The sequence below is a fragment of the Gaoshiqia sediminis genome, from assembly GCF_025907915.1.
GTDB classification, from domain to species: Bacteria; Bacteroidota; Bacteroidia; order Bacteroidales; family Prolixibacteraceae; genus Gaoshiqia; species Gaoshiqia sediminis.
This window is the reverse complement of sequence record NZ_JAPAAF010000008.1, coordinates 117,391-142,262: the sequence shown is the minus strand read 5'-3', so window position 1 is coordinate 142,262 and position 24,872 is coordinate 117,391. Positions and strand designations below refer to the sequence as shown.

At 47.3% G+C, this 24,872-nt stretch carries 24 protein-coding genes and 2 tRNA genes; 21 read left to right on the top strand and 5 right to left on the bottom strand.

The window, feature by feature from the left end:
- Positions 1–88 precede the first annotated feature (88 nt).
- Positions 89–1,273 (top strand): sialidase family protein, encoded by a 1,185-nt coding sequence (locus tag N2K84_RS08305; RefSeq protein ID WP_282591330.1) that lies wholly within the window; start codon positions 89–91, stop codon positions 1,271–1,273.
- Between the two features lie 665 nt (positions 1,274–1,938).
- On the opposite strand, the gene N2K84_RS08300 is transcribed toward N2K84_RS08305, so the two are convergent.
- Complete coding sequence (locus N2K84_RS08300) at positions 1,939–2,103, bottom strand: hypothetical protein (protein ID WP_282591329.1); 165 nt, start codon at positions 2,101–2,103, stop codon at positions 1,939–1,941.
- Positions 2,104–2,582: 479 nt separating this feature from the next.
- Here N2K84_RS08300 and N2K84_RS08295 point away from each other — a divergent pair, with 479 nt between their 5' ends.
- The gene (locus N2K84_RS08295) at positions 2,583–3,224 is read left to right on the top strand and encodes a DUF6266 family protein (RefSeq protein WP_282591328.1); all 642 of its coding nucleotides are present in this window, start codon (positions 2,583–2,585) and stop codon (positions 3,222–3,224) included.
- Positions 3,225–3,349: 125 nt separating this feature from the next.
- Here the strand turns inward: N2K84_RS08295 and N2K84_RS08290 are convergent.
- A tRNA-Ala gene (locus tag N2K84_RS08290) sits at positions 3,350–3,423 on the bottom strand.
- Between the two features lie 123 nt (positions 3,424–3,546).
- Between N2K84_RS08290 and N2K84_RS08285 the strand changes: the two genes are divergently transcribed.
- The 3 genes from N2K84_RS08285 to hflX all read left to right on the top strand — a co-directional run bounded on the left by N2K84_RS08285 (position 3,547) and on the right by hflX (position 6,341).
- The gene (locus N2K84_RS08285; protein ID WP_282591327.1) at positions 3,547–4,224 is read left to right on the top strand and encodes an energy transducer TonB; all 678 of its coding nucleotides are present in this window, start codon (positions 3,547–3,549) and stop codon (positions 4,222–4,224) included.
- 136 nt (positions 4,225–4,360) lie between these two features.
- Positions 4,361–5,047 (top strand): energy transducer TonB, encoded by a 687-nt coding sequence (locus tag N2K84_RS08280; RefSeq protein ID WP_282591326.1) that lies wholly within the window; start codon positions 4,361–4,363, stop codon positions 5,045–5,047.
- A 76-nt stretch (positions 5,048–5,123) separates the two neighbouring features.
- The gene (gene hflX / locus N2K84_RS08275; RefSeq protein WP_282591325.1) at positions 5,124–6,341 is read left to right on the top strand and encodes a GTPase HflX; all 1,218 of its coding nucleotides are present in this window, start codon (positions 5,124–5,126) and stop codon (positions 6,339–6,341) included.
- A 113-nt stretch (positions 6,342–6,454) separates the two neighbouring features.
- Here hflX and N2K84_RS08270 read toward each other — a convergent pair whose 3' ends face one another.
- Entirely contained in the window at positions 6,455–7,021 is a 567-nt protein-coding gene (locus N2K84_RS08270) for a 30S ribosomal protein S16 (protein ID WP_282591324.1), read from the bottom strand.
- A 290-nt stretch (positions 7,022–7,311) separates the two neighbouring features.
- On the opposite strand from N2K84_RS08270, the gene N2K84_RS08265 reads away from it, so the two are divergent.
- From N2K84_RS08265 to ppk1, 4 genes are all read left to right on the top strand, one after another.
- Positions 7,312–8,016, top strand: a complete 705-nt coding sequence (locus N2K84_RS08265) for a hypothetical protein (protein ID WP_282591323.1) — start codon at positions 7,312–7,314, stop codon at positions 8,014–8,016.
- 143 nt (positions 8,017–8,159) lie between these two features.
- Positions 8,160–9,249 (top strand): peptide chain release factor 2 gene (gene prfB, locus N2K84_RS08260; RefSeq protein WP_428221983.1). Its coding sequence is split into 2 segments (ribosomal slippage): positions 8,160–8,213 and positions 8,215–9,249, totalling 1,089 coding nucleotides; the frame shifts between segments, so codons are not numbered across the junction.
- Complete coding sequence (locus N2K84_RS08255) at positions 9,242–9,850, top strand: GNAT family N-acetyltransferase (RefSeq protein WP_282591321.1); 609 nt, start codon at positions 9,242–9,244, stop codon at positions 9,848–9,850. Before prfB ends, N2K84_RS08255 begins: the two co-directional genes overlap by 8 nt.
- 58 nt (positions 9,851–9,908) lie before the next feature.
- Positions 9,909–12,305, top strand: coding sequence for a polyphosphate kinase 1 (gene ppk1, locus N2K84_RS08250; RefSeq protein WP_282591320.1), 2,397 nt, complete (start codon positions 9,909–9,911; stop codon positions 12,303–12,305).
- Here ppk1 and N2K84_RS08245 read toward each other — a convergent pair whose 3' ends face one another.
- Positions 12,306–13,094 carry a hypothetical protein gene (locus N2K84_RS08245; RefSeq protein WP_282591319.1) on the bottom strand — a complete coding sequence of 263 codons (789 nt, stop codon included), beginning with the start codon at positions 13,092–13,094 and terminating at the stop codon, positions 12,306–12,308.
- Positions 13,095–13,253: 159 nt separating this feature from the next.
- Between N2K84_RS08245 and N2K84_RS08240 the strand changes: the two genes are divergently transcribed.
- The 12 genes from N2K84_RS08240 to N2K84_RS08185 all read left to right on the top strand — a co-directional run bounded on the left by N2K84_RS08240 (position 13,254) and on the right by N2K84_RS08185 (position 21,999).
- Positions 13,254–13,769, top strand: a complete 516-nt coding sequence (locus N2K84_RS08240) for a TrmH family RNA methyltransferase (protein WP_282591318.1) — start codon at positions 13,254–13,256, stop codon at positions 13,767–13,769.
- 50 nt (positions 13,770–13,819) lie between these two features.
- Entirely contained in the window at positions 13,820–14,761 is a 942-nt protein-coding gene (locus N2K84_RS08235; protein ID WP_282591317.1) for a hydrogen peroxide-inducible genes activator, read from the top strand.
- 177 nt (positions 14,762–14,938) lie between these two features.
- Positions 14,939–15,010, top strand: a tRNA-Glu gene (locus tag N2K84_RS08230).
- 31 nt (positions 15,011–15,041) lie between these two features.
- Complete coding sequence (gene rpsT, locus N2K84_RS08225) at positions 15,042–15,293, top strand: 30S ribosomal protein S20 (RefSeq protein WP_282591316.1); 252 nt, start codon at positions 15,042–15,044, stop codon at positions 15,291–15,293.
- A 109-nt stretch (positions 15,294–15,402) separates the two neighbouring features.
- Positions 15,403–16,092, top strand: coding sequence for a RadC family protein (gene radC / locus N2K84_RS08220; RefSeq protein ID WP_282591315.1), 690 nt, complete (start codon positions 15,403–15,405; stop codon positions 16,090–16,092).
- A 9-nt stretch (positions 16,093–16,101) separates the two neighbouring features.
- Entirely contained in the window at positions 16,102–17,427 is a 1,326-nt protein-coding gene (locus N2K84_RS08215; protein WP_282591314.1) for a polysaccharide deacetylase family protein, read from the top strand.
- Positions 17,414–18,325: a GNAT family protein gene (locus N2K84_RS08210; protein WP_282591313.1), complete on the top strand. Its 912-nt coding sequence runs from the start codon at positions 17,414–17,416 to the stop codon at positions 18,323–18,325. Before N2K84_RS08215 ends, N2K84_RS08210 begins: the two co-directional genes overlap by 14 nt.
- Entirely contained in the window at positions 18,322–19,260 is a 939-nt protein-coding gene (locus N2K84_RS08205; protein ID WP_282591312.1) for a polysaccharide deacetylase family protein, read from the top strand. Before N2K84_RS08210 ends, N2K84_RS08205 begins: the two co-directional genes overlap by 4 nt.
- 1 nt (position 19,261) lies before the next feature.
- The gene (locus tag N2K84_RS08200; RefSeq protein ID WP_282591311.1) at positions 19,262–20,329 is read left to right on the top strand and encodes a GNAT family N-acetyltransferase; all 1,068 of its coding nucleotides are present in this window, start codon (positions 19,262–19,264) and stop codon (positions 20,327–20,329) included.
- A 48-nt stretch (positions 20,330–20,377) separates the two neighbouring features.
- The gene (gene upp, locus N2K84_RS08195) at positions 20,378–21,040 is read left to right on the top strand and encodes a uracil phosphoribosyltransferase (protein WP_282591310.1); all 663 of its coding nucleotides are present in this window, start codon (positions 20,378–20,380) and stop codon (positions 21,038–21,040) included.
- 325 nt (positions 21,041–21,365) lie between these two features.
- Positions 21,366–21,728 (top strand): hypothetical protein, encoded by a 363-nt coding sequence (locus tag N2K84_RS08190; RefSeq protein WP_282591309.1) that lies wholly within the window; start codon positions 21,366–21,368, stop codon positions 21,726–21,728.
- A 121-nt stretch (positions 21,729–21,849) separates the two neighbouring features.
- Entirely contained in the window at positions 21,850–21,999 is a 150-nt protein-coding gene (locus N2K84_RS08185; RefSeq protein ID WP_282591308.1) for a hypothetical protein, read from the top strand.
- 57 nt (positions 22,000–22,056) lie between these two features.
- Here the strand turns inward: N2K84_RS08185 and N2K84_RS08180 are convergent, their stop codons facing one another.
- Positions 22,057–24,615: an adenosylcobalamin-dependent ribonucleoside-diphosphate reductase gene (locus N2K84_RS08180; RefSeq protein ID WP_282591307.1), complete on the bottom strand. Its 2,559-nt coding sequence runs from the start codon at positions 24,613–24,615 to the stop codon at positions 22,057–22,059.
- Positions 24,616–24,872: the final 257 nt, after the last annotated feature.

Genomic DNA, 24,872 nt, shown 5'->3' with positions numbered 1-24,872 from the left:
TTATAGCAATTACATAGATGAGATGGGCAAGTGGTTTTTTAGCTACTTGCCCAATCTCTTATTCAGTCATGGTAAATCAAACAAATAGATGACGAAATATTCGAAATTAGTTTTGCTCTTTAGTGTAGGATTCATGATCCTGGCAGCATCTTGTCACAATAATCCTGACAAGAAAAAGAATGTACACGATCCCTATATCAAACATGGAATTGTTTTCTATCAAGAAGGTCGTTATGCTGGATGGCCGGCAAATCATGGAATATGGTCCTGGGATAACGAAATATTGGTTGGATTTGTGGAAGCAGCTTTTAGGGAAGCAAAAGGATTACATCCCTACGATCCTAAAACGGCAAGGAACAAGTACGCAAGAAGCAAAGATGGCGGCCAAACCTGGTTGATTGAAGATGCTTTTGATCACGGGCAAACAGCAAAGGGACAGGATAATGCCATTGACGATGAATATGCTGTCGTTCCAACACCCATGAGTGAACCGGTTGGAGATTTTTCAAATCCCAATTTTATCCTCACTTTTCTTAGGCATAACAACCACAATGGACCTTCTCATTTCTATTATTCTAATAACAAGGGGGTAAATTGGAAGGGCCCTTTTATTTTTCCTGATATAGATAAAAATGGCGTGGCTACTCGTACCGATTATAGCATTGATGGAGAAAAGGAACTAAGTGCTTTTATTACGGTTGCCAAGCCGAATGGTAAGGAGGGCAGGGTGGCATTGGTTCGGACTACCGATGGTGGTATAAACTGGCATATCGTATCTTGGATTGGTGCGGAATCCGATGGCTTTGACATAATGCCCTCCTCATTACGTTTGTCGACCACCGAATTGCTGACCGTTATTCGAACCCGGACTAAAGATAAGCAGGATTTATTAACCAGCTATCTGACAAAAGATAATGGTAAAACATGGGAAAAACTGAAGGACCCGGTAGCTGATACCGGTAAAGGAGGATCACCACCGACTTTGGTAAAACTAAACGATGGTAGATTGGCCTTGGCGTATATCTATCGCAGTGAAACGGGATCTCGTGTAAACATCAGGTTTAGTTCCGATAACGGCAGAAACTGGGGCGATGAAATCGTTCTCCGCAGTGGCGACGGCGCTACTCGCGACGTGGGTTATCCTCGGATGGTTCAAAGGCCGGACGGAAAAATAGTTATAATTTACTATTGGAACAATGCCAATCAAGAAGGAGCAAAACCATACCGATATATCGCTTCAACAATCGTTGATCCAAACGACTGGGGACAATAACTGTTTTGCTTCCTTGTTGCTTAACTTTTGTTGGCATATTCTGTGTGGCCTCAGCTGTCGGGATTTGTATCCCGACCCTGCTAAATCCGGATTTTTAATCCGATTTCCCGCCTCCCTCTCATTGGAGCGAAGCGGCAACGAGAGCTTCCCTGCCCGTCGTTTGTAACGATACAAACCACAACCCCAAAGCAACAAACACAAGCCCGAACCTGGAACTTGAAACTTGAAACCTGAAACTTGAAACTGTCACCCCTCCCTCCGGCAATCTTTACATAACAGCTTCCTATAGAACACCCGCTACGCCTCCCGCTCCGTAAGCCCTAACGCCTTGCAGCCGGTACGCTCCGTGCCTACGCGTACCCGCTTTTAGGCTAACAGCGGCCTTGCTACTTTGCCTTTCCGTTGCACTCCAAGCCAAAGCAGCAAGAAGATTAATTATGGGCTTACTTACGCGCTTAAGCGGCTCCGCTCTGTCCTATAGGGCCATTATGTAAAAATTGCCCCCCGCGCACCCGGAAACCCGGCATCCTCCTAAGCCCGACACCCAGCCAAACGGCCTCAAAAATCCCCGCCACCCTTTCAGCGGTGCAGGGCATGAAGTGTTTAACGGCCAATGCCTGCGGCAGCTTCGTTCCCCCTCACTTCAGGACACTTCAGTGGCTCCACTACGTTCCGCCAACCTTCGTGCCCTTGCGTTCCGGCTCACTCAGCCACCTCGGCAACCCGCGCGGGAGTGCCGTCTTCATTCCATTTCGCTCACCCAACCCGCCGTTCCATTCCGCTTCACCTTGGCTGTCCCAACCGCACCAAGCCACCCTGACAGCCAACATCGAAGCTCCATTCCACCCAACCCAATTCGCTGCATTCCATTCAGCCGCCACCCCCGCTTCCCCCAACCCGATCAGCGGTATGCCCTGCGAAATTGTTTACCCCATCCGTCCATCCCGAGCCAACCTTCCCTCACGGCTTCATTGACCGCTTAGGAAAGATAAGCCCCGGGTCTGAAATTGTCCAAAAGACTACGGCATAAACCCACATCCCCGCACACAACCCATTTATTCCGTTTCCTTTTGGTCATTTCATCCCCTAAACTTCCCGGGTGCCTAAGCGTTCAATGAAGCCCCATGCTGCTCAATGATCAAAGTCTGCCCGGCTAAACGCAAATTGACGCATTGTAAAGCACGATATTCCGGCAGCTAAACCCCTGTGTGTATTATTGATAACTTAGATTAACTTGTTTGGAGAAAGCTAATACCAACTCCATACCAAGTCCATATAAACAATGTTCAATAGTTAATTTTTTATTGCCATGGGTAAAATTTCACAAGGAATCTTAGGTGGCTTCTCCGGCAAGGTCGGAACAGTCATCGGTGGTAGCTGGAAGGGCATCGACTACATGCGAAGTGTAGCTGCCAGTGTTTCTAATCCAAGAACGCCAGCTCAAATGGATCAGCGAACCAGATTCGCAACTGCAATTAGCTTTCTGCAACCGCTAACCAGTTTTATTCGTGTAGGGTTCAAAAATTATGCAGTTAAGATGAGTGCTTTCAACGCAGCGATGGCTTACACGCTTCGGAATGCAATCCTGGGCGACTATCCGGATTATTTCATCAACTATGCCGATGCATTGGTTTCCCGGGGAAGTCTTCCCGGAGCACTCAATGCGACGGCAGCTTCAACTGTTCCCGGACAGGTCAATTTTACCTGGGAGGATAATTCTGGCGATGGAGCAGCCCTGGCGACAGACCAGGTACTGTTGGTTCTTTACAATCCGTTGAAAAAGCAGGCTGTAACTGTGATCGGTGGCAGTACTCGTTCAGCAGGAAGTCAAGTGGTAACCGTTCCCTCAGCATTTGCCTCGGATGAGTTGAATTGCTACATTGCATTCCAGAACGAAAACCTATCGGAGGTATCTAATAGTACCTACCTGGGTGAAGTTGTGGTATCTTAGTCGATGGTGTTTCAAAGAATTTTAGCAAGCCGCTTTCTGAAAAGAAGCGGCTTTTTTGTTAGTACTTTTGTTAGTACAAATGAAAAAGGAGTTACAATTTTTGATTGTAACTCCTTGATTTTCAGTGGAGAATATCGGAATCGAACCGATGACCTTTTGACTGCCAGTCAAACGCTCTAGCCAACTGAGCTAATCCCCCATCGCATTTTGCACGGCAAATATAGTAATATTTTCAAAACTCCATCCTGAAAAATTGCTTTTTGGTTTGATTTTTGTTTTTAGCACTGAAAGCCAAAGTTTTATCAAACCTAAAACAATCGTCATGAAAACAAAAAAAACGAAACAGGCCGACCTGGAGTCCCGGCGACCATTCTTTTTTGCAATCGGGCTGGTGGTTTCCCTCGCCCTCGTGCTCTTGTCTTTTAGTTGGAAAACACCCGTAAAGACTCCGCCTCAAATGGGGCAAGTGGACTGGGACGCCCCGGATGAAATCGTTATTCCGTCCACCGAACCGGAGCGGAAAGTAGCGCCACCGCCGATGGTTATCGAAGAAATCATCCTGGTGGACGATACCCGCGAAACTAACGAACTGGAGCCGGATCTATTCAACACGGAAATTGATGCCGGTGAGGCGATCTTCGTCAATACCCTTGTGGCCGAGCGTCCTGCAGAAACCGATGAACAAGTTGTCGTTAACTTTGCCGAGCAGATGCCTGAGTTTCCCGGTGGCATGACAGCCCTGCTGCATTTTATCAGCCAGAACATTAAATACCCGGTGTTGGCGCAGGAAAACGACATTCAGGGTAAGGTATTGGTTCGTTTTGTCGTCAATATCGATGGCAGCATCAGTGATGCAATCATCGTTCGTGGCGTTGATTCCTCACTCGACCGCGAGGCTTTGCGGGTGGTGGGCAACATGCCGCGCTGGAAACCCGGAATGCAGGCAGGTCGAGCGGTGCGGGTTAGTTATCACATTCCCGTCACCTTTGTGTTACAATAAAAGTTGTGTAGGATGCGATTTTTCAAATCCGTGAATATTTTGGGGGCCGGTTGTTGCTTTTGAAGATTATTTTCTATCTTTAAGCCCTCAAAAGTAAAAAGTTTCTGTAACAAGAATAAACTTCTAAAACTGAATTATGGAATTAAAGAAATCACCTAAAGCTGATCTTGAGAGCAAAAGAAATATCTTTGTTCAGGTCGGGTTAGTGATCTCTCTGGGCCTTACATTACTGGCATTTGAATGGACCTCAAAGGTCGATCAGGCAGCTTCGCTGGGTACGGTAATGCAACAAGAGGTTGAAGACGAGATTATTCCGATTACCCGCCAGGAAGAGGTAAAACCACCGCCACCACCACCACCACCAAAAGTTGTTGAGGTGTTGACGATTGTAGACGACGACACGGAAATTGAAGACGAATTGGAACTGGAAGATACCGAAGCTGACGATCAAACGGTTATCGATGTGGCTCCGGTAATCCAGCGTGAAGAGGAAGAAGCTGAAGAGAGTGAGGTATTCTTTATTGTAGAAGACATGCCCGAATTTCCCGGGGGCGAGCTGGCTTTGAGAAAATTTATTGCCAACGCCATCAAGTATCCGGTGATTGCACAGGAGAACGGTATTCAGGGAAAAGTGTATGTCAACTTTGTGGTGGATAAAGACGGAAGCGTAACCAATGCCCGTATTGCCCGTGGCGTGGATGCTTCGTTGGATAAAGAAGCCCTTCGTGTAGTAAACAGCCTTCCAAAATGGAAACCAGGTATGCAAAGGGGTAAGGCCGTACGTGTATCTTATACGGTGCCTATTAGCTTTGTATTGCAATAACGATATTTGTTAGTACGAAAATCCTGGTTTCGAATCTTTCGGGACCAGGTTTTTTTATGGCTTAAACTTTAGTTGAATGATCGATACATCTCCGCAACAGGAAACCGCCGTTTTGGTTGGCCTGATTAATCAGGACCAGGATGAAAAGCAGGCTCAGGAATATTTGGACGAGCTTGAATTTTTGGCTGACACAGCCGGGGCTGTCGTGAAAAAGCAGTTCTTTCAGCGGTTGGACATTCCCAATCCGGTCACCTTTGTTGGTTCGGGTAAGCTCGAAGAAATTCAGAACTACATCAAGATTCATGAGGTAGATACGGTGATTTTTGATGACGAACTGAGTCCTACCCAGTTGCGCAACATCGAGCGCACCCTGGAGTGCAAGGTGCTTGACCGCACGAACCTGATCCTGGATATTTTTGCCAAACGGGCACAGACAGCCCATGCCAAAACCCAGGTGGAGTTGGCCCAGTACCAGTACTTACTTCCGCGGCTGACCCGTATGTGGACACACCTGGAACGTCAGCGTGGGGGGATCGGTATGCGCGGCCCGGGGGAAACCCAGATAGAAACCGACCGGCGTATTATTCTTGATAAAATTGCCCGCCTGAAAGAGCAGCTGGTGAAAATTGACAGGCAGAAGGCCACACAACGAAAAAACCGTGGGAAGCTCGTTCGTGTAGCGTTGGTGGGCTATACCAATGTGGGCAAGTCAACCATTATGAACATGCTGGCCAAGTCGGAAGTGTTTGCCGAAAATAAGCTGTTCGCTACGCTCGATACCACTGTCCGTAAAGTTGTGATCGGGAACTTGCCTTTCCTGCTTTCCGATACGGTTGGATTTATTCGCAAATTGCCCCATGGCCTGGTTGAGTCGTTCAAGTCAACGCTGGATGAGGTGCGCGAGGCTGATGTGCTGGTGCATGTAGTAGATATTTCGCATCCCGGTTTTGAGGAACAGATTGATACGGTAACCCAGACCTTGAGCGAAATTGAAGCTGGCGATAAAACGACCATTTATGTGTTCAATAAGATTGATGCTTTCGATTATATCCGTAAAGATGAGCACGACCTGAGCCCGAAGACCAAAGCGAATTTTTCGCTGGAGGACTGGAAGAACAGCTGGATGGGCAAGAAGAATACCCCCTCTTTGTTTATTTCGGCAATTGAAAAGCAGAATGTGGATGAATTTAAGAAAACCTTATATGAGGAAGTGCTGAAGGTGCATGTGACCCGCTTCCCGTATAACGACTTTCTGTACGATCCCGAGTGGATTCTTACTCCGGAGGAGGAGTAAATTATTGGGGCGTGGTTTGGAAAATGAAAAAGCGGAGGATGTTGGTCCTCCGCTTTTTTTGATCGATATCTGTATTAAGCGATTTTCTCCTTAAAAACAGTGCCGACCCCAGCTTATTCAGCTGTTTGTTCGCCTTCGGCAGCAGCGTCAGCAGCGGGTGCTTCTTCTGCAACTTCTTCTGAGGCTTCGGCTGCAACAGCAGCTTGAGCTTCGGCAGCCAATTCGGCTTGTTTTTTGGCAAGCGCGGCGGCCCTTTCTTCGTTAACTTTGGCTTCTGCCTCCAGACGTGCTTTTTTCGATGTGTCAGCATCTTTTGACAAGCGGTCTTTTTTAGCCTGGATTTTCGACTCTTTTTCAGCCATCCATGCGTTGAAACGGCGTTCGGCCTCTTCTTCCGTGAAAGCACCTTTGGCTACCCCGCCTTGCAGGTGTTTCATGTACAACACTCCTCTGTACGACAAAATTGCCTTTACAGTGTCAGTCGGTTGGGCACCATTGTTCAGCCAGTTTAAAGCTTTATCAAAATCAAGATCGATCGTAGCAGGATTTGTATTTGGATTATAAGATCCAATCCTTTCAATGAAACGACCATCTCGTGGTGCCCTGCTATCAGCTACCACAATGTGGTAGTAAGCGTAACGTTTGCGACCATGTCGCTGCAATCTGATTTTTGCTGGCATTGAATGAAAATTTAATTGATAAACAATTTGTTAAAATGTGGCGCAAAGATAATCTTTTATTTTTGAACCCAAACCAACACGCTGAGATAAAATTCAGTTAGATTTTGTATTTTAGTCTTTTAATACCCGAAAAAAATAAAGAATTGACAGCTGCGTTGAGTCGTAGAACGGCTTCCTCTTTTGGGGCTGATGAAAATATTTCAAAGGAAAATTAGGGTGTAGCCGCAACTATTTCGGTTCCGTTTCATCTGGTAAGAAATGAATTTTCACAAATGAAAAACAGAATGACTATGAAAAAAATGTTCTTTCCCGTTTTGGGATTAGCCTTGCTGGCGGGTTTTTGGGCCTGCGACAATGAGGAGATAATTGCCGATGGCGATGGCGATGCGTTTATTGTAACGAAGGTTGTTGGGGATGTACCCGTACATGGGCTGGCGCTGCATGCGATGGGCAATCTGCCTTTTTCGTCGGTCACGGCGGTTGACGACGACGGCACGAGCTTTTCGCTCAAATCCTACAGCGGGTACGAGTATGAGTTTTATTTTGAAACCGATGATGAAGACTATTTGGATGAACTTCCCGTAGTTGGAACCTACGAGTTTACGATGAACCTGAAGCGCGGGGAGACGCTGGTGTCCACCGACGAATTGACGGATGATATCATTGATCCGGCCACGCTCACCAAGTGTGAGTACAATGCTACGGGCAGTCGGATCGAGATAACCTGGGAAGAAATGGACAATGCCGATTATTTTGTCGTCCTGATGAAAGATGCAAACAACGCCACCGTATTCATCAGCGCCGCCTTAACCGGCAGCAGCACAGGTTTCAATATCAGTAGTTCCACGGCATCCTGGGCAAGTGGCCAAACTGCGGAAGACGGTGAAACCTATGCCGTTGAAGTTCACGCTTTCATGTATGAACCTACCGGTACGTCGCTTAATTTGCAGGCGAAATCCATTGCAACAGCCACGGCTGTTTGGGGCGGCAACTAATTTTCATTCATCACTCCGGAAAGGCGGATAAGCGGTCGGTTTATCCGCCTTTCGCGTTTCCGTTCGTCAACGGTTTATAATGCTGTAAGGGTTGAATAATCCCGCTTGATTTCCTACTTTTGCGAAACTAAAAACAAAACGATATGATTTTTAAGGAGCAACTCAAAGAGCTTGCTGAGCGCCGGGATGCGCTGAGGAGGCATCTTTGACTACGATGCAAAGTTAATTCAGTTAAAAGAAGAAGACCTCAAAACGCAGGATCCTGAGTTTTGGAACAAGCCCAAAGAGGCCGAGGAGCAAATGCGGACGATCCGGTCGATCAAGGTGTGGACCGAGGGCTTTGACAAAGTAAACCAGGCCATGGAAGATTTGCAGGTCATGTTTGATTTTTTTGAAGCCGGAGAGGCCGAAGAGGAAGAAATAACCGACCAGTTCAACGAAACCCTGTTGTTGGTGGAGCAGTTGGAAACCAAGAATATGCTCCGGAAGGAAGAGGATAAGCTGGGCGCTGTTTTGAGGATCAATGCGGGAGCTGGTGGTACCGAAAGCAACGACTGGGCCGACATGCTTATGCGCATGTACCTGCGCTGGGGCGAAAAAGAAGGCTATAAAGTGAAGGTTTCCGAATTCAATGCCGGCGACGAAGTGGGGGTGAAAAATTGCACCATCGAGTTTGAGGGTGATTATGCCTATGGCTACCTGAAGAGCGAAAACGGTGTGCACCGGTTGGTACGTTTGTCGCCCTTCAATGCACAAAATAAGCGGATGACCTCCTTTACTTCGGTATTTGTTGCCCCACTGGTGGACGACTCTATCGAGATCGAAATCAATCCGGCTGACATTACCTGGGACACGTTCCGATCGGGCGGGGCAGGAGGACAAAATGTGAACAAGGTGGAAACCGGGGTGAGGCTGCGCCATGCTCCCACCGGTATCATCATCGAAAATACCGAAAGCCGTTCACAGCTCGGAAACAAAGAGAATGCCCTTCGTTTGCTCAAGTCGCAACTGTACGAGCTGGAGCTGCGCAAACGACGCGAAGCGGTTCAGCAAATCGAGTCGCAAAAGAAGAAAATTGAGTGGGGCTCTCAAATCCGCTCTTACGTCCTTCAGCCGTACAAATTGGTTAAAGATGTGCGTACCGGACATGAAACTGGAAATGTGCAGGCCGTGCTCGATGGCGAAATCGACGGTTTTATCAAAGCGTTTTTGATGCAATTTGGTGATGAATAACAACGTGCAAATTCGGCTGGCGACACCCGATGACGCGCCGGAGATCCTGGCGATTTATTATCCCTACATCTTGGATACGGCGGTCACCTTCGAAGAAGAAGTTCCCTCGTTGGATGAGTTCCGGCAGCGGATCAATTCCATTCTGGAAGAATGTCCTTTCTTGGTTTGTGAGATTGGCGGACAGCTCGCCGGGTATGCCTATGCCGGGCCATACCGCACAAGGGCTTCGTATCGTTGGAATAAGGAAGTGTCGGTTTACGTGCACGATGCTTTTCAGCGGAAGCAGGTTGCCCGGGCTTTGTACTTGGCCCTGTTTGAACTCTTGGCCAGGCAGCATGTAGCCAATTTGCTGGCCGTAATTACCCTGCCCAATGAAGGCAGTGTTCGCTTGCACGAACAAATGGGCTTTAAACCTTGTGGCGTTTTCAATCGGGTGGGTTTCAAACTGGGGCAATGGCATTCTGTGGGCTGGTGGGAACTTTCGCTGCCGGAAGCCGATAAGTCGAATCCTGCGGAACTGATTCCGTTTGGAACTTTCCGGGAAAATCATTCGTTGGACGAAATCTTTCAAAAAGCAGCCTCATTGGTGAAGATTTCCTGATTTTTACTTGAACATTTCATAAATTCCTGCTTTCTTACATAAAAGAAAGGAGATGGGGATGCAAAACATCAATGACTACATAAACAGGGAAATCAGTTGGCTGTCATTCAATGCCCGTGTGTTGCAGGAAGCCGACGATCCCAACGTTCCTTTGTTCGAACGGCTTCGGTTTATCGGCATTTTTTCGAATAACCTGGATGAATTTTTCCGGGTGCGGGTGGCCTCCGTTCGGCGGATGGTCGATTATGGCGACGATGGTACGTTGCTGGGGAATTTTACGCCCGAAGATTTGCACGAGGAAATCCAGGAAGTTGTGTTCCAGCACCAGCTGAAATCGCAGGAAATTTACCGGCGACTCATGGCGGAAATGGCTGCTGAAAACATATTCATGATTGATGAAACTAAGTTGGGACAGGAACAGGGCGTTTTTGTCAAACGGTATTTTCATGAAAAGGTGTTGCCCAACCTGGTACCCATCATGTTGAGCAAAACCAATAAGTTTCCCTACCTGCGCGACCGCTCGGTTTATCTGGCCATCAAATTGTCGCGCCAAAGCAAACCGCAGAAGTATGCCTATGCGCTGGTCCGGGTCCCGAGCCTTTCGTTGTCCCGTTTTTTGGTGCTGCCCGAGAGTCAGGGGAAGAAATTCGTGATGATGCTTGACGATGTCATCCGGTATTGCATGCCCGATATTTTTCCTTTGTTCAATTACGATAAGTTTGAAGCTCACACCATCAAAGTAACACGCGATGCGGAGCTGGAACTGGATGAGGACATTTCGAAAAGCTTCATCGAAAAGATGGAGCTGAGCCTTAAACGACGAAAAATGGGCACGCCCGTCCGTCTGATTTACGACCGGCAAATCCCGGAAGACCTGTTCAATTTCATCATCAAAAAGATGAAGCTCGACCTGGAAAACACGGTGCCCGGCGGACGCTACCACAACCATAAAGATTTCATGAACTTTCCGGAGATCGGTGAGCCGCATCATTATTACAAACGGCTGACGCCTATTAGGCATAAGGATTTGCACCCGCACGAAAGTATCCTGAAAAAGCTCCGGCAAAAGGACATCATCCTGCACTATCCGTATCAAAGTTTCATTCACTTTATCGACCTGCTGCGCGAGGCGGCTATCGACCCTAAGGTGACCGAGTTGGGGATTACGATTTACCGGGTGGCCGACAATTCGCGGGTGGTGAATGCCTTGTTGAATGCCATCCGGAACGGAAAAAAAGTTACCGTCGTTATTGAGTTGCTGGCTCGTTTTGACGAGGAGGCCAATATCTACTGGTCCAATAAGTTGCAGGAGGAAGGCGCCCACGTCATCAATGGGGTGCCGGGGTTGAAGGTGCACTCGAAAATAGCCTGGATCAAGCGGAAAGAGAAAAAAGTTTTTCGCAACTATGCTTATGTGGGCACGGGCAATTTCCACGAATCCACAGCCCGTGTTTACGGCGACGAAGGTTTGCTTACAGCAGATCCGCGCATTGCCGACGAGGTAGCCAAGCTTTTCAGCTTTTTCAAACAAACCTATCGCAATTATAATTACGGGCATCTGATTGTGAGCCCATTCCGCATGCGCGATTTTTTCACCGAGATGATTGACCGGGAGATTGAACTCGCTAAATCGGGCAGCCGGGCTTATATGATTTTGAAAATGAACAGCCTGATTGATCCGGGTATGATGGATAAATTGTACGAAGCTGCCCGTGCCGGGGTAAAGATTAAGCTGATTGTGCGGGGAATTTTTGGCCTGCTCACCGAATCGGAGGGGGTGCGCGAAAATATCGAGGCCATCAGTATTGTGGATAAATACCTGGAGCATTCGCGGATTTTCCTGTTTGGGAATGGTGGCGACGAGAAAATTTTCATTTCATCGGCCGACTGGATGCCCCGTAACCTGAACGGTCGGATTGAAGTAGCCTGCCCGATTTATAACGAGGAAATTCAGCAGGAATTGAAAGAGATGTTGAAAATTCAATTGCGTGATAATACCAAATCACGTATGCTCGACAATGCCCTTTCCAACAACTATAACCGGCAACATGCCGAAGGACGTTACCGGGCTCAGGAAGATTATTATCAATACATAAAAGGAAAACACCAGATTATCATGAAAATATATCATAACCCGCGATGTTCAAAAAGTCGGGCCGGCTTGTTGTATTTGGAGGAGAACGGTTATAAAACAGAAGTGGTCAATTACCTGAAAGATGGCCTGACCGAAGCGGAAATTCGCAGCATCATCGAAAAAACAGGCATGTCGGCTTTTGAGCTGGTCCGTACCCAGGAAGAGTTATATAAAACCCAGTTCAAAGGAAAGGAAATGAGTGATGACGAATGGGTGACGGTTTTAGCGGAAAATCCCCGGTTGTTGCAGCGGCCAATTGTCATTAACGGGAAGAAGGCCGTGCTGGCACAACCTCCCGAAGCCATTGAGAAAATTCTGTAATTAACCTGCTTTTGTTTGAAGCATCGTTATTTCTTGCTGTAATTCGGCCTGCCGTTTGAGCGCTTTCGACAGGCTCAGGGCGTCAATCACTGCTTGCTTGTCGTAGCTTTCCAGGATGATATAGTAATAACGTTTGCCAAGGAAAACAGCTTTCAGGTTGCAGTCGGCATGCGTGGCAATAAATTCAATGACCCCGTTGTCCTTGCCATCCATGTATGAAACCTTTTCCCATTTTGTATTCATGAAATCACTCTGATGATTCAGGGCGGTGCCCACTTCAATGGTTTCGGTTTTTGCCTGAAGGTCACCGTCGTAAACACGGATGCCGGTATGGTTGAGCCATTCTTCGCCGTAATAATTGCTCGAAATGTAAAGCTCTCCGCGCTCATCCAGGTAGATTTGGATGAATGATTTGTTCCAGCGCCGCTGAAATTCCTGCCGTTTATGGATGTATTGGGTGTAACGGTCGAACTCGGTTTTCTCTTTCACAAAGTTTTTCTCCAACTCTGCGACGGCCTGGTTGAGTTTATCCAGCTCATCCTGCTTGCGGAACAAGATGTCGCCGTAGATTTGCTTCTGAAACTGCTTGGCCGCCGAAATTTCCTGGATGGCTGTTTTATAAGCTATTTGGATTGAGTCGGCCTGCAACAGCGCTTGCGCCGTGTCGCCTTGCTGGTAAAGCAATTGGGCTGCCTGGAGTTTCTCGGCGGCCTGTTGACGCTCCGATTTGCCACAGGCGGGAAATAGGGCTACTGCTAAAAAAAACAAAACTGCCGGCATCAGTTTCATGGCATATGGGTTTAAGGTCACAGACCGATTTATTATTTTCGTCATTTTTTCTTTCATAAATTGTCAGAAACCAGAAAAGCGGGAACACAAATGTCAGGTCGTTTTTGAGTAGTTCCTTTTGTACTCCCAAAACGTCAAAGAAAATTAATAATTATCAGGATGGAAACAAATTCAGTCGTTTTTTTTCGGTCGCAACCATATCCGCAACTGCCCTCGAAACCGATCATAGCAGCCTGGAAGATTAAAAATCCGGGCAATATTGGCAGTCTTATCCGGTTGGCCGACAATATTGGTTGCGAAGAATTATTTTTACTGGATGATGATAGTCCCAAGCGAGAAGCTTCCATAAAGAAAACGGCCGGGCTGAGCTACAAGAATGTCAAGGTGCAGTTTGTTTCCTCCGACCGTTTTTTCGGGATGATCCCTGCCGGCTATACCACCTGTGCCATTGAAACGGCCGGGCCGTCCGTGAATATCTACGAAACCCGCCTGCCTGAAAAAATTGTATTCCTGCTGGGTAGCGAAACCCACGGGCTTCCGGCTGAGTTGTTGAGCCAATGCCAGCTGGTGGTTCATATCCCCATGACCGGAAAATGTATGTCGATGAATGTCTCTCATGCCCTGGCTGTCGGTTTGTTTGAATGGTTGCGGCAACAATTTTTTCAGGCGGAATAGTTTATTAAAATAGATTATTTCTATTTTTATGGAGATTAAATAGAAAAATCATGATCACGCTAACCCAGTTGGAATACATTGTTGCGGTAGATACGTTTCGTCATTTTGGACGGGCAGCCGAGCATTGTTTTATTACGCAGCCTACGCTTAGTATGCAAGTTAAAAAGTTGGAAGAAGACCTGGAGGTGGTCATTTTCGACCGCAGTAAACAACCACTGATCCCAACCGATGTTGGTAAACGCATCATTGAGCAGTCGCGCATTATTCTTGGCGAATCCGAGAAAATAAACAACATTGTCAAGGATCATAAAAACCTAATTTCGGGCGAGCTGAAAATCGGGATCATTCCTACACTGGCTCCATACCTGTTGCCGCTGTTTATAGGAAATTACAAGCGTAAATACCCCAATATTCTGATCAAGGTGGAAGAATTGACCACGGAAAACATCATCGATCACCTTAACCGAGATTTGCTGGATGTAGGCATCCTGGTTACCCCGCTGCGGGAAGACCGGATCAGCGAGAAGCCGATTTTTTACGAGGAAATGATGCTGTATGTGCACGAGAACCATCCGCTTCACGATAAACAGGAAGTGAAGGTGAAGGATATTGCTGTGCCCGAAATTTGGTTACTTAGCGACGGGCATTGTTTCCGTCATCAGGTGATTAATCTGTGTTCCTATAAAGGAGCGTCGAACGAAGAGCTTCCGTTTCATTTTGAGGCCGGCTCGCTGGAGACGCTCATGAACATCATCGACAAAGAAGGTGGAATAACGCTGATACCGGAATTAGCGGCCCTGGAAATGTCCACCGAGCGGTCGAGGCATGTGCGTGCGTTTGACGATGTGACGCCTTTGCGTGAGGTGAGCCTGGTGTATTCGCGTCACTTTGCCAAAAATAAACTGATCGAACTGCTTTGGAAAGAGATCGTTGCCGCCATGCCCCAGAACCTGTTGAACAAATCGCGCGGAACAATTGTGGAATGGCGGTAATTTTTTTCATTTTTTTATTTGCAGTTTCAAAAATCTTCTATTTCTTTGCATCGCTGAAATCAAAAACAGCTCTACTAAACGAAGCAGAGAGTGATTTTAGAAAAAATACTGAAAAATATTTGGAGGCTAAAAAAAATGACTTATTTTTGCAGTCCCAAATTCAGGGAAACAAATGATGGCCCGTTCGTCTAGCGGTTAGGACGCCAGGTTTTCATCCTGGTAGCAGGGGTTCGATTCCCCTACGGGCTACTTTAAAAAATTTATCTGAGGAATAAGAAAAATGGCAAATCATAAATCGTCAAAAAAGAGAATCAGACAAGACCAAGAGAAAAAGGTCGAAAATAAATACTACGCTAAAACAATGCGTAATGCATTGAAAAAGTTGCGTGCTACTACCGAGAAGGAAGCTGCAGTGGCTGAATTGCCAAAAGTGACTTCTATGATCGATCGTTTGGCTAAGAAAAATGTTATTCATAAGAATAAAGCAGCTAACCTGAAAGCAAGTCTTGCTTCTCATATCAACAAGCTCTAAAAAGACAAATCAAGATATTGAAGGCCTCTTCGCAAGAAGGGGCTTTTTTTGGCTTCCTGCTGTCCGGTTCATATATTTTTCATAACTTAGTTCGTATCATATCCTGGCGATGTATAAAAAACTAAGTATCAAAGAATGGGCAGTTGAAGACCGGCCGCGGGAAAAACTGCTGCTCAAAGGTACCCGTTCCCTGTCGGATGCCGAGTTGCTGGCAATTTTAATTGGTTCGGGCAATCCAAGCGAATCGGCTGTTGAGCTTTCACGCCGTATTCTGGCTTCGGCCAACAATAATCTGAATGAACTGGGCCGTAAGCAGGTGCCCGATCTGCTTAAGTTTAAAGGCATCGGCGATGCCAAGGCGGTGAACATTATCGCCGCGCTTGAGCTGGGCCGCCGCCGGAAAGAGCAGGCTGCCTCCGAAAAGGTGGTCATCACCCACAGCCGCGATGCTGCTGGTTATTTCAGTCCGTTGCTGGAGGATTTAAGCCACGAAGAATTCTGGGTACTGCTGCTTAACCGGTCAAATACGGTCATCGATAAGTTTATGGTCAGCCAGGGTGGGCTCACGGGCACTGTTATTGATGTCCGTGTTATTCTGAAAACCGCCCTGGATAAATTGTCCAGCTCGCTGATCCTTTGCCACAATCATCCGTCCGGGAACTTGAAGCCCAGCGAAGCGGACCTGAAAGTCACCAAAAAAATTAAGGAAGCCGCCGCGCTGATGGAAATATCTGTACTCGATCATGTGATTATTGCCCATGATCAGTATCTTAGCTTTGCTGATGAAGGAATGCTGTAATTGATCCTCATGATAACTGTTTTTACATCGGAACTGACCAACCGCTTACGCTACATTTTCGAACTTTATTTCGAAGAGCTGTTGCAGGTGCCGGTTTTGTTTGTGACCACTGAGCAGGAGTTTGAGCGGGCACAGGGAGCGCGGTTGAACTATTCTAACCGGGAATTTTCTTTTTGTCAGTTGAATTTGCGCCCTCATGCACTCTTGTTTCAGAAGGAATTGTGCTACCAGGATTTGACAGCCATTTCCTGTAACGATGAACTGTGCTTTTTAAAAAGTTCCGGCGATTCGTTTTTGCCCTTTGATCCGTTTGCTGCCGGCTTCTTTCTGGTTAGCCGTTACGAAGAATACCTGGAGCGGCAGTTTGGCAAACACCGGCGTTACCCGCCACACCACAGTGTGCTCCACCGCAACAAGCTGCTTCAGCGTCCGGTGGTGAATGAATGGGCCTTGTTGCTGGCCCGGAAAATTCAATCTCATTATCCCGACTTCAGGTATCAGCAGGCGGCATTCAATTTTTTAACTACGATAGATGTGGATAATGCCTGGGCCTATAAGAACAAAAGCTGGCCACGCATGGCCGGTGCAACACTGAAGGCTGCGCTGAACGGAAACTACCAGGCGAACCGGGATCGTTTCCGGGTATTGGCCGGAAAAGAAGATGACCCGTATGATACGTATAATTATATTCGCCGGGTCTATCAACAAAAGGCTGATCACCTGCGCTTTTTCTTTTTGCTGGGCCGTCCGGGGCGTTACGACCGGAATGTGTCGCCCCGAAACGAAAATTATCGGCAGCTGATCCGCGAATTGGCTGCCACATTTCCGGTTGGCATTCATCCTTCGTACCGTTCATCCATGATCAAATCGGAGTTGCGCCGCGAAATTAACCTGTTGAAAGATATTACCGGAGAAATGGTAGATGCCAGCCGCCAGCATTTTCTGAGACTGGAACTGCCCAAAACCTACCGGCGGTTGCTAAAGGCTGGCATTAAAACAGATTACACGATGGGCTATGCCGAATGTCTGGGTTTCCGTGCAGGCATTGCCAGTCCGTTTTATTTTTATGATCTTAAATTTGAGGAGAAAACATCGCTTCGTGTTACTCCTTTTCAGGGAATGGATGTTACCCTGAAAGATTACCTGAAACTTTCGCCGGGGCTGGCATTGGATGAAATCCGAAAACTGATGCTCGAAGTGAAAAAGTTTGGCGGCACGTTCGTCAGTATCTGGCACAACGAAAGCCTGAGCGATCAGGGAGACTGGGCCGGTTGGAGGCAGGTTTTTGAAGAAATGACCGCACTGGCAATAAGCTTGAAGGATGGATCCGAATAAACTGAATTACCTCGACTACGAAGATATTGACCCGGACAAATGGGACTATTGTTTGGGCGAAGCGCCTAATTCGCTGATCTATGCCCAATCGTGGTACCTCGATAAAGTATGTGAAAAATGGGACGCGCTGGTGCTGGGCGATTACCGATATGTGATGCCGCTTACTTACAACAAAAAATGGGGCGTATCGTATCTGTATCAGCCCATGTTTTGTCAGCAACTGGGTATATTTCCGCCACCTCCCCGGAATATCAGGTGCTTGTTTCAGGAAGAATTGTTGCGTCGTTTTCCTTTTGCCGAAATAAATTTAAATGCCATGCATTTGCCGGTCGATGGGTTGGGCGCATCAGTAGCCCGGCATAATTATCTGCTTTCGCTGGTTGATCCTTACAGTGCCCTGGCCGAAAACTATTCCAAACATACCAAACGCAAGTTGAACAAGGCTGCAGAAAACCGGTTAAGTTGCATTTCCGGTGTTTCCATTAAGGAGTATTTGCAGTTTAAGAAAGAAAATATGGCCGTGAAAATCAACAAGCAAACGTTTCTGAAGTTGCACAATATTCTCGCGTTTGCCATCTCGCGCAACCTGGGGCAAATTTATGGCGTGTACGCTGAGGATAATTCGTTGTGTGCAGCTGCTTTTTTTATCAGGCACAAAAAGCGGGTCACCTACCTGAACGCCGCCTCCAGCGAGAGCGGTAAAAAACTCCAGGCTATGTATTTTCTGGTTGACCGGTTTATTGCCGAACATGCCGGCAAAGAGTATGTGCTCGACTTTGAAGGTTCGATGGTGCCCGGCGTGGCCCGTCTTTACCAGGGTTTTGGCGCCACACCCGAACATTACAGCCACCTGGCCTGGAACAACCTTCCGCCCTACATTAAATGGTTGAAGCGATGAGGGAGACTATTCGCCGGTTTGTTCATATTGCTTCCGCTATGTTGCCTTTTCGTTTGTTGCGATCGGGAAAACTGCCGGTATTGCTACCGTTTTATCACTTGGTGAGTAATGATGAACTTCCCTATCGGATGAATTATCACTATCCTTCGGTTGCTACTTTTGAATCTGATCTGGATTTTCTTCTTCAACATTATAAACCTGTTGGTTTGGATGAGTTGTTGTCGGGCAAAAGTCTGACGAAAGCTTTTCATCTTAGCTTTGATGACGGGTTGCGGGAATGTTACGACGTGGTAGCCCCCATCTTAAAACGAAAAGGTGTGCCGGCCACTTTCTTTGTAAATCCGGCTTTTGTGGACAACCAGGATTTGTTTCACAGGTACAAAGTCTCTGAAATCGCGGCTTTACTAAAAGAGAAGAATATCCACATCAGCCTGCAAAATACATACGCGGATTTGGATTCGCTGGATGAGTTGGCTGCCGACCTGGGCCTGAACTGGCACGAATTAATGTCCGAAAGACAGCCGTATATGACCACCCCGGAAATCCGCAGCCTGCAACAGGATGGTTTTACGATCGGCGGCCACAGTATGGACCACCCGGAGTTTTGGCTGTTGGATGAAGAAAGCCAGCTGGAGGAAATCCGGGAGAGTATGGCGTGGATCAACCAAACTTTTGCTCCGCAGATAAAGGCATTTGCTTTCCCGTTTTCGGATGTGGGCGTGCCTGATTGTGTTTTCGAAGCCTGCCATGAAGAGCGCTTGTTCGACGTCAGCTTTGGGACGGCAGGCTTGAAGCGAGAGCGAATGGAATGCCATTTTCAGCGTGTGCCGATGGAAACAGATCAACCGGCAACTGCGGCAAAGCGGTTGAAAGCTGAATACCTGGCTTTCCAGTTGAAGCGGTTGATAAACAGGCACTACGCAAAACGGCATTGATATGGAACTAAGGAAGGTTCTTTTGAAAGATATGGACGCCTTTGTGCAGACGAATTGGTTCCTCCAATTGCCCGACCAGCCGGTGAGTTTGTTGCGAGCGGATTCGTACCTCCATAATCCACATGCGTTGCCCGATGATCCGGTGTTGTATTTTTTGCAGGAAGCGGACCGGATTATTGCTTACCGGACGGTTTTTCCGGCCCGGCTGACCAACGAGGAAAAACGTTTCGCCTGGTTGAGCGGCAATTGGGTCCACCCTGATTTTCGGCGGCAGGGCCTTTCCGATAAGTTGCTGCGAGAGATTGTCATCGATTGGGAACAGCGCCTCCTGTTTACCAACTACGCACCGGCTTCGTTGCAGTTGTACCTGAAAACGCAGTTGTTTCATCCGGTTTATGCGGGAGTAGGGCGGCGTTTTTACTTATTTGCCCGGACCAGGAAACTGTTTCAGTTACGCTACCCTCAGTTGAAGTGGGGATGGGCTGGGGCAGATTTTCTTATTCGTTTGGCGGCATCGATCAGGCTGCTTGCTTTCAAAAACAGAGAAGAGAAAGATTTCTCCTTTCAGAAAATGAGGTGGCCGGACGATGACTGTTTACAGCTGGCTGAAAAGCAACAATCAGAATCCCTTTTTCTGCGAGGAAGGCGGGAACTGCAATGGATATTGCGCTTTCCCTGGATTTCGACGGTTGATGGTCAACAGGCTGATCGGTATGCTTTTTCTTCCTTTGCCGAGCAATTTTTTTATCAAACCGTCAAGGTTTTCCATCACGGAAACTTCGTCGGCTTTTTGATGTATTCGGTGCGCGATGCCCACCTGAAAACCTTGCATGGGCATTTCGAGATGGATTGCACGGCACCCTTGGCCCGGTTTCTTGTTCAGGCAGCGGCCGTTAACCGTCTGGAAATGATTACCGTGCTTAATCCTGCGCTGGCGGAAGCCATATTCCGGGCATCTTCTCCGTTTCTCTTTTCGAAAAAAATCAATCATCAAATTTATGCTTCGTTTCCGGTATCGGCTAAAAACCTGAAAATTCAGGATGGCGAAGGCGATTTTATCTTTAGTTAATTCCCCCGAAAACCGAAAATTTGATTATTTTCGCCAAAATTTTTTGTCATGTTAGTTCATAACCTTAGCGAATCCAATTCTATTTTCAATCAATACCTTGCAGAGATCAGGGACGAGCATATCCAGAAAGATCCGCTTCGTTTTCGGCGGAATTTACAGCGTTTAGGCGAAGTTATTGCCTACGAGATCAGCAAGACCCTGGATTACAAAGTGACCAACGTAAAAACGCCACTGGGAATCGCCAAGGTGCCTACCCTGACCCAACAACCGGTGTTATCTACTATTTTGCGTGCTGGTTTGCCGGTACAGCAGGGATTTCTCAATATCTTCGATAAAGCCGAGAATGCCTTTATTTCAGCGTACCGCAAGTATGATGAAGAGGGCGAATTCCACATTGAATTTGAATACCTGGCCTCGCCCGATTTGAATGAAAAAGTGGTGATTATTTCCGATCCGATGCTGGCATCAGGAGCTTCCATGGAAATTGGTTACAAGGCCATGTTGCAGAAGGGAACGCCCAGTCATGTTCACCTGGTGGCCATTATTGCCAGCCGCAAAGGGGTGGAATACGTGCGCGAACATATTGACGGCAGCAATGTAACCCTCTGGGTAGGGGCCATCGACGAAGAGATGACCGTAAATTCCTACATTGTTCCCGGTCTGGGTGATGCCGGCGACCTGGCCTTCGGCCCTAAGAGCGATTCACATTAATCCTGAAATATAGACCGGGATCGAGCATGTTCCCCAACTGGTTGGGTGAGTGGTTGATGTAGAGGTGGTTGCCGTTCTCCGTTTTCAAAAATGTGCATTTCCCCTGCATAAAATAGCTTTCAATTTTTTGTACCGGAATTGATTAATTGTTGAAATTATTTCTGAGCCAAAAGTACGGTGGGTGTGCTTCCCCTGAAATTTTAACTGGTCGGGTAGTCTGCTGGTGGGGATGAAGGGTTAATTTTTGGTGTTCAACCGATAATTAAATGGAGTCAGAAAATTTTTCGAATTGGTCTGCCGCTATCTTTGTCTAAGTGAATTACCAATGAAGAAGATTGTCCGCCTCTTGCTTTTTCTGCTGATTGCCTGTCACCTGTCTTCGGGAGGTATGTTGCCGACAGCCAGCCGGGTTCCAGTTCTGCAGGAATCGGTTGAACCTTTCATTGGAAATAAGGAGGTCGCTACCATTCAAAGTCCGGGTAAGTTTCCGCTGTATCTATATCAAAACGAAAATACAGTAGCTGAGACGATCACCGGAAGCTTCCGTTTTCACACGATTACCTTACCTGCAGGACAGGTTGTGCCGCGCAATTTTTCTTTTCGGAATGACATTCGTTTAACCTTTTACGTGATCGACCAAGAGGCGCCTGTTCCTGTGTTTATCCGGGGACATGCCTTGCTCTGTTAGCTTCCTGTTGCTTTTTATGTTGAGACACAAGCCTGATTTACCGGAGATCAGGCTGTTATCATGTGCCTGTAACTAGCAGACAGATATCCGGTCATCTTATTTAAATTCAACTCCTTGCAACATGAAAGATATACAACAAAAACCTGTGCCCGACCAGCAGCCGAAGAAGAAAATCAGCGATATCGCCCTGACCTTTATTGGCTTGGCTGCACTAATTGGTATTCTTATGCTGATAAAGTTCATCCTGCAACAGATGAATATCCTGGGCTAAGAGAAAAAAAGAGGCTGTCCGATCGGGCAGCCTCTGATATAAACAGGGAATTTGAAATTATCCGCATTTGGATGATCCGCAGTCGGGGCAAGTCAGGCAGCCTTCCTGGTAGATCACATTGTTGGAACCACATTCACCGCAGGTTGCTCCTTCAGCAATCGTTCCGTTCGGGATGTACTTTTTCAGGGCACGGGCCACACCGGCTTTCCAGCTGTTGATAGTTTCGTTGTCGAGTTGCAGGCTGGTTACCGTGTCCACTACTTTGTGGATTGGCATTCCATGACGCAAGATTCCGGAAATAAGTTTGGCGTAGTTCCAGAATACGGGATTAAATTTGTAAGACAATCCTTCGATGGTGGTTTTGTACCCGCGTTTGTTGGCGTACTGGAAATCATAGCGCGAGTTGCCATCTTCGTCGCGGCTTTTGATGATTTTCCCGTGTGTGACCGATCGGGGCAACAAAATGCCATCTTCGTCATCCTGCAAACCGGTGAAGATCTCATAAGGTTGGTCATCGATCAATCCGATAAATGCCACCCACTTATCTTTGTTGTTTTGGAAGCGAACCACATCGGCATCCAGTTCTTCGGGCCGTTTGGTCGGAAATGGCGAAGATCCTTTTTTCTTTTCTTCCTTTTTATTTGAGATCAAAACGCCCGATCGTGAACCGTCGCGGTAAACCGTCACCCCTTTGCAGCCACTCTTCCAGGCTTCGAAATACAGGCGGCCAACAAGTTCTTCTTCCACATCGGCAGGCAGGTTGATGGTAACACTGATGGAGTGGTCCACCCATTTCTGGATACGACCTTGCATGCGTACTTTGTTCAGCCAGTCTACATCGTTTGAGGTAGCTTTGTAGTAGGGCGATTTCTGTACCATTTCATCCAGTTCTTCCTGGCTGTAATTTTTTGAACTGTCGATGCCGTTGGCTTCCATCCAGGTCAGGAACTTGTGGTGGAAAACGATGTATTCCTCCCAGCTGTCGCCCACTTCATCAATAAAATCAACACGTACGTTTTTGTCGTTCGGGTTCACTTTCCGGCGACGTTTGTAAACCGGCATAAATACGGGCTCGATGCCGGAAGTTGTTTGGGTCATCAAGCTGGTGGTACCGGTGGGGGCAATGGTGAGTAGGGCAATGTTGCGGCGTCCGTATTTTACCATATCCTGATAGAGCGCTTCGTCTTCTTTGCGGATGCGGGCAATCATCGGGTTGTTCTTTTCGCGTTCGGCATCATAGATTTTGAACGGGCCACGTTCCTTGGCCATGTTTACCGACGAGCGGTAGGCTTCAACAGCCAGGGTGCGGTGGATTTCCTCACTGAAATCGGTGGCGGCATCTGTTCCGTAACGCAAACCCAGGGCGGCCAGCATATCGCCTTCAGCGGTAATGCCTACACCGGTACGGCGGCCTTCGCGGGCCTTGGTTTTGATTTTCTCCCATAAGTGGCGTTCGGTATATTTGATTTCAGGATCTTCCGGATCGGCGTCAATCTTACCAATGATGGCATCAATCTTTTCCAGTTCCAGGTCGATGATGTCGTCCATGATGCGTTGGGCATATCCCACATGTTCCCTGAACTTGTCGAAGTTGAATTTGGCTTCGGCAGTAAATGGCTTTTCAACATATTCATAGAGGTTGACGGCCAGCAGGCGGCAGCTATCATAGGGGCAAAGTGGAATTTCGCCGCACGGGTTGGTTGACACGGTGCGGTAACCCAGGTCGGCATAGCAGTCCGGTACCGATTCTTTGATAATGGTGTCCCAGAACAGGATTCCCGGTTCGGCCGATTTCCAGGCGTTGTAAACAATTTTCTTCCATAGGGCATTGGCGTCAATCTCCTTTTCGTACATCGGACTGGCGGCGTCAATGGGGTATTGCTGGCGATACGGAATCCCGCCTTCAACCGACTTCATAAAGTCGTCGTGGATTTTTACCGACACGTTGGCGCCGGTTACTTTTCCCTGTTCCAATTTGGCATCGATAAACTTCTCCGAATCGGGGTGCTTGATGGATACGGAAAGCATCAGGGCGCCACGGCGTCCATCCTGGGCTACTTCTCGCGTTGAGTTGGAATAGCGTTCCATAAACGGTACGATCCCGGTTGAGGTCAGTGCCGAATTTTTCACCGGCGAGCCTTTCGGGCGGATGTGCGAAAGATCGTGTCCAACGCCACCGCGTCTTTTCATCAGTTGTACCTGTTCCTGGTCGATTTTCATGATACCGCCGTAAGAGTCAGAATTACCTTCGTTTCCAACGACAAAGCAGTTGGAAAGGGAGGCAATTTGATAATCGTTTCCGATACCGGTCATCGGACCACCTTGCGGAACAATGTACTTAAAGTCTTTCAGCAGCTGATAAATCAGTTGCTCATCCATGGGGTTGTTGTACTGCTGCTCAATCCGGGCAATTTCGCTTGCCAGGCGCTTGTGCATGTCATCGGGGGTTTGCTCGTACAGGTTGCCGAACGAGTCTTTCAGGGCATATTTGTTTACCCAAACCCTTGCTGCGAGGTCATCGCCGTTGAAGTACTTCAACGATTCCCGGAACGCTTCGTCCTGAGAAAATGTTTTTTTGCCCGCCAGGGGCTCTGCTGCCACATTTTTGAAAGCCATAGACCAAAAAATTAAATCTGTTGTTTTGTTAACTGATTGTAAACTTGAGCTTAAATCAGTATTTGGTGGATTGGAATTCCTTCATGCAATATAGTGTACGGAGGAAAAAAAAGGAATACTATTTTTTGGGAACTGCATTAAAGTTATCAACTAAAATGTGTTAGTTGATTGATATACAGTGATTAGATGTTTTGATAATTAAAAAAAGTTTACCAAAACGGTAAATAATCATCAGGAGGTGACTTGAAAAGTTAACA

Bases quoted from the DNA above. Each gene is read 5' to 3' on its own strand.
- N2K84_RS08305 (WP_282591330.1), top strand. From the start codon at position 89: ATGACGAAATATTCGAAATTAGTTTTGCTCTTTAGTGTAGGATTCATG.
- N2K84_RS08300 (WP_282591329.1), bottom strand. From the start codon at position 2,103: ATGTTGGCTGTCAGGGTGGCTTGGTGCGGTTGGGACAGCCAAGGTGAA.
- N2K84_RS08295 (WP_282591328.1), top strand. From the start codon at position 2,583: ATGGGTAAAATTTCACAAGGAATCTTAGGTGGCTTCTCCGGCAAGGTC.
- N2K84_RS08285 (WP_282591327.1), top strand. From the start codon at position 3,547: ATGAAAACAAAAAAAACGAAACAGGCCGACCTGGAGTCCCGGCGACCA.
- N2K84_RS08280 (WP_282591326.1), top strand. From the start codon at position 4,361: ATGGAATTAAAGAAATCACCTAAAGCTGATCTTGAGAGCAAAAGAAAT.
- hflX (WP_282591325.1), top strand. From the start codon at position 5,124: ATGATCGATACATCTCCGCAACAGGAAACCGCCGTTTTGGTTGGCCTG.
- N2K84_RS08270 (WP_282591324.1), bottom strand. From the start codon at position 7,021: ATGCCAGCAAAAATCAGATTGCAGCGACATGGTCGCAAACGTTACGCT.
- N2K84_RS08265 (WP_282591323.1), top strand. From the start codon at position 7,312: ATGAAAAAAATGTTCTTTCCCGTTTTGGGATTAGCCTTGCTGGCGGGT.
- N2K84_RS08255 (WP_282591321.1), top strand. From the start codon at position 9,242: ATGAATAACAACGTGCAAATTCGGCTGGCGACACCCGATGACGCGCCG.
- ppk1 (WP_282591320.1), top strand. From the start codon at position 9,909: ATGCAAAACATCAATGACTACATAAACAGGGAAATCAGTTGGCTGTCA.
- N2K84_RS08245 (WP_282591319.1), bottom strand. From the start codon at position 13,094: ATGAAACTGATGCCGGCAGTTTTGTTTTTTTTAGCAGTAGCCCTATTT.
- N2K84_RS08240 (WP_282591318.1), top strand. From the start codon at position 13,254: ATGGAAACAAATTCAGTCGTTTTTTTTCGGTCGCAACCATATCCGCAA.
- N2K84_RS08235 (WP_282591317.1), top strand. From the start codon at position 13,820: ATGATCACGCTAACCCAGTTGGAATACATTGTTGCGGTAGATACGTTT.
- rpsT (WP_282591316.1), top strand. From the start codon at position 15,042: ATGGCAAATCATAAATCGTCAAAAAAGAGAATCAGACAAGACCAAGAG.
- radC (WP_282591315.1), top strand. From the start codon at position 15,403: ATGTATAAAAAACTAAGTATCAAAGAATGGGCAGTTGAAGACCGGCCG.
- N2K84_RS08215 (WP_282591314.1), top strand. From the start codon at position 16,102: ATGATAACTGTTTTTACATCGGAACTGACCAACCGCTTACGCTACATT.
- N2K84_RS08210 (WP_282591313.1), top strand. From the start codon at position 17,414: ATGGATCCGAATAAACTGAATTACCTCGACTACGAAGATATTGACCCG.
- N2K84_RS08205 (WP_282591312.1), top strand. From the start codon at position 18,322: ATGAGGGAGACTATTCGCCGGTTTGTTCATATTGCTTCCGCTATGTTG.
- N2K84_RS08200 (WP_282591311.1), top strand. From the start codon at position 19,262: ATGGAACTAAGGAAGGTTCTTTTGAAAGATATGGACGCCTTTGTGCAG.
- upp (WP_282591310.1), top strand. From the start codon at position 20,378: ATGTTAGTTCATAACCTTAGCGAATCCAATTCTATTTTCAATCAATAC.
- N2K84_RS08190 (WP_282591309.1), top strand. From the start codon at position 21,366: ATGAAGAAGATTGTCCGCCTCTTGCTTTTTCTGCTGATTGCCTGTCAC.
- N2K84_RS08185 (WP_282591308.1), top strand. From the start codon at position 21,850: ATGAAAGATATACAACAAAAACCTGTGCCCGACCAGCAGCCGAAGAAG.
- N2K84_RS08180 (WP_282591307.1), bottom strand. From the start codon at position 24,615: ATGGCTTTCAAAAATGTGGCAGCAGAGCCCCTGGCGGGCAAAAAAACA.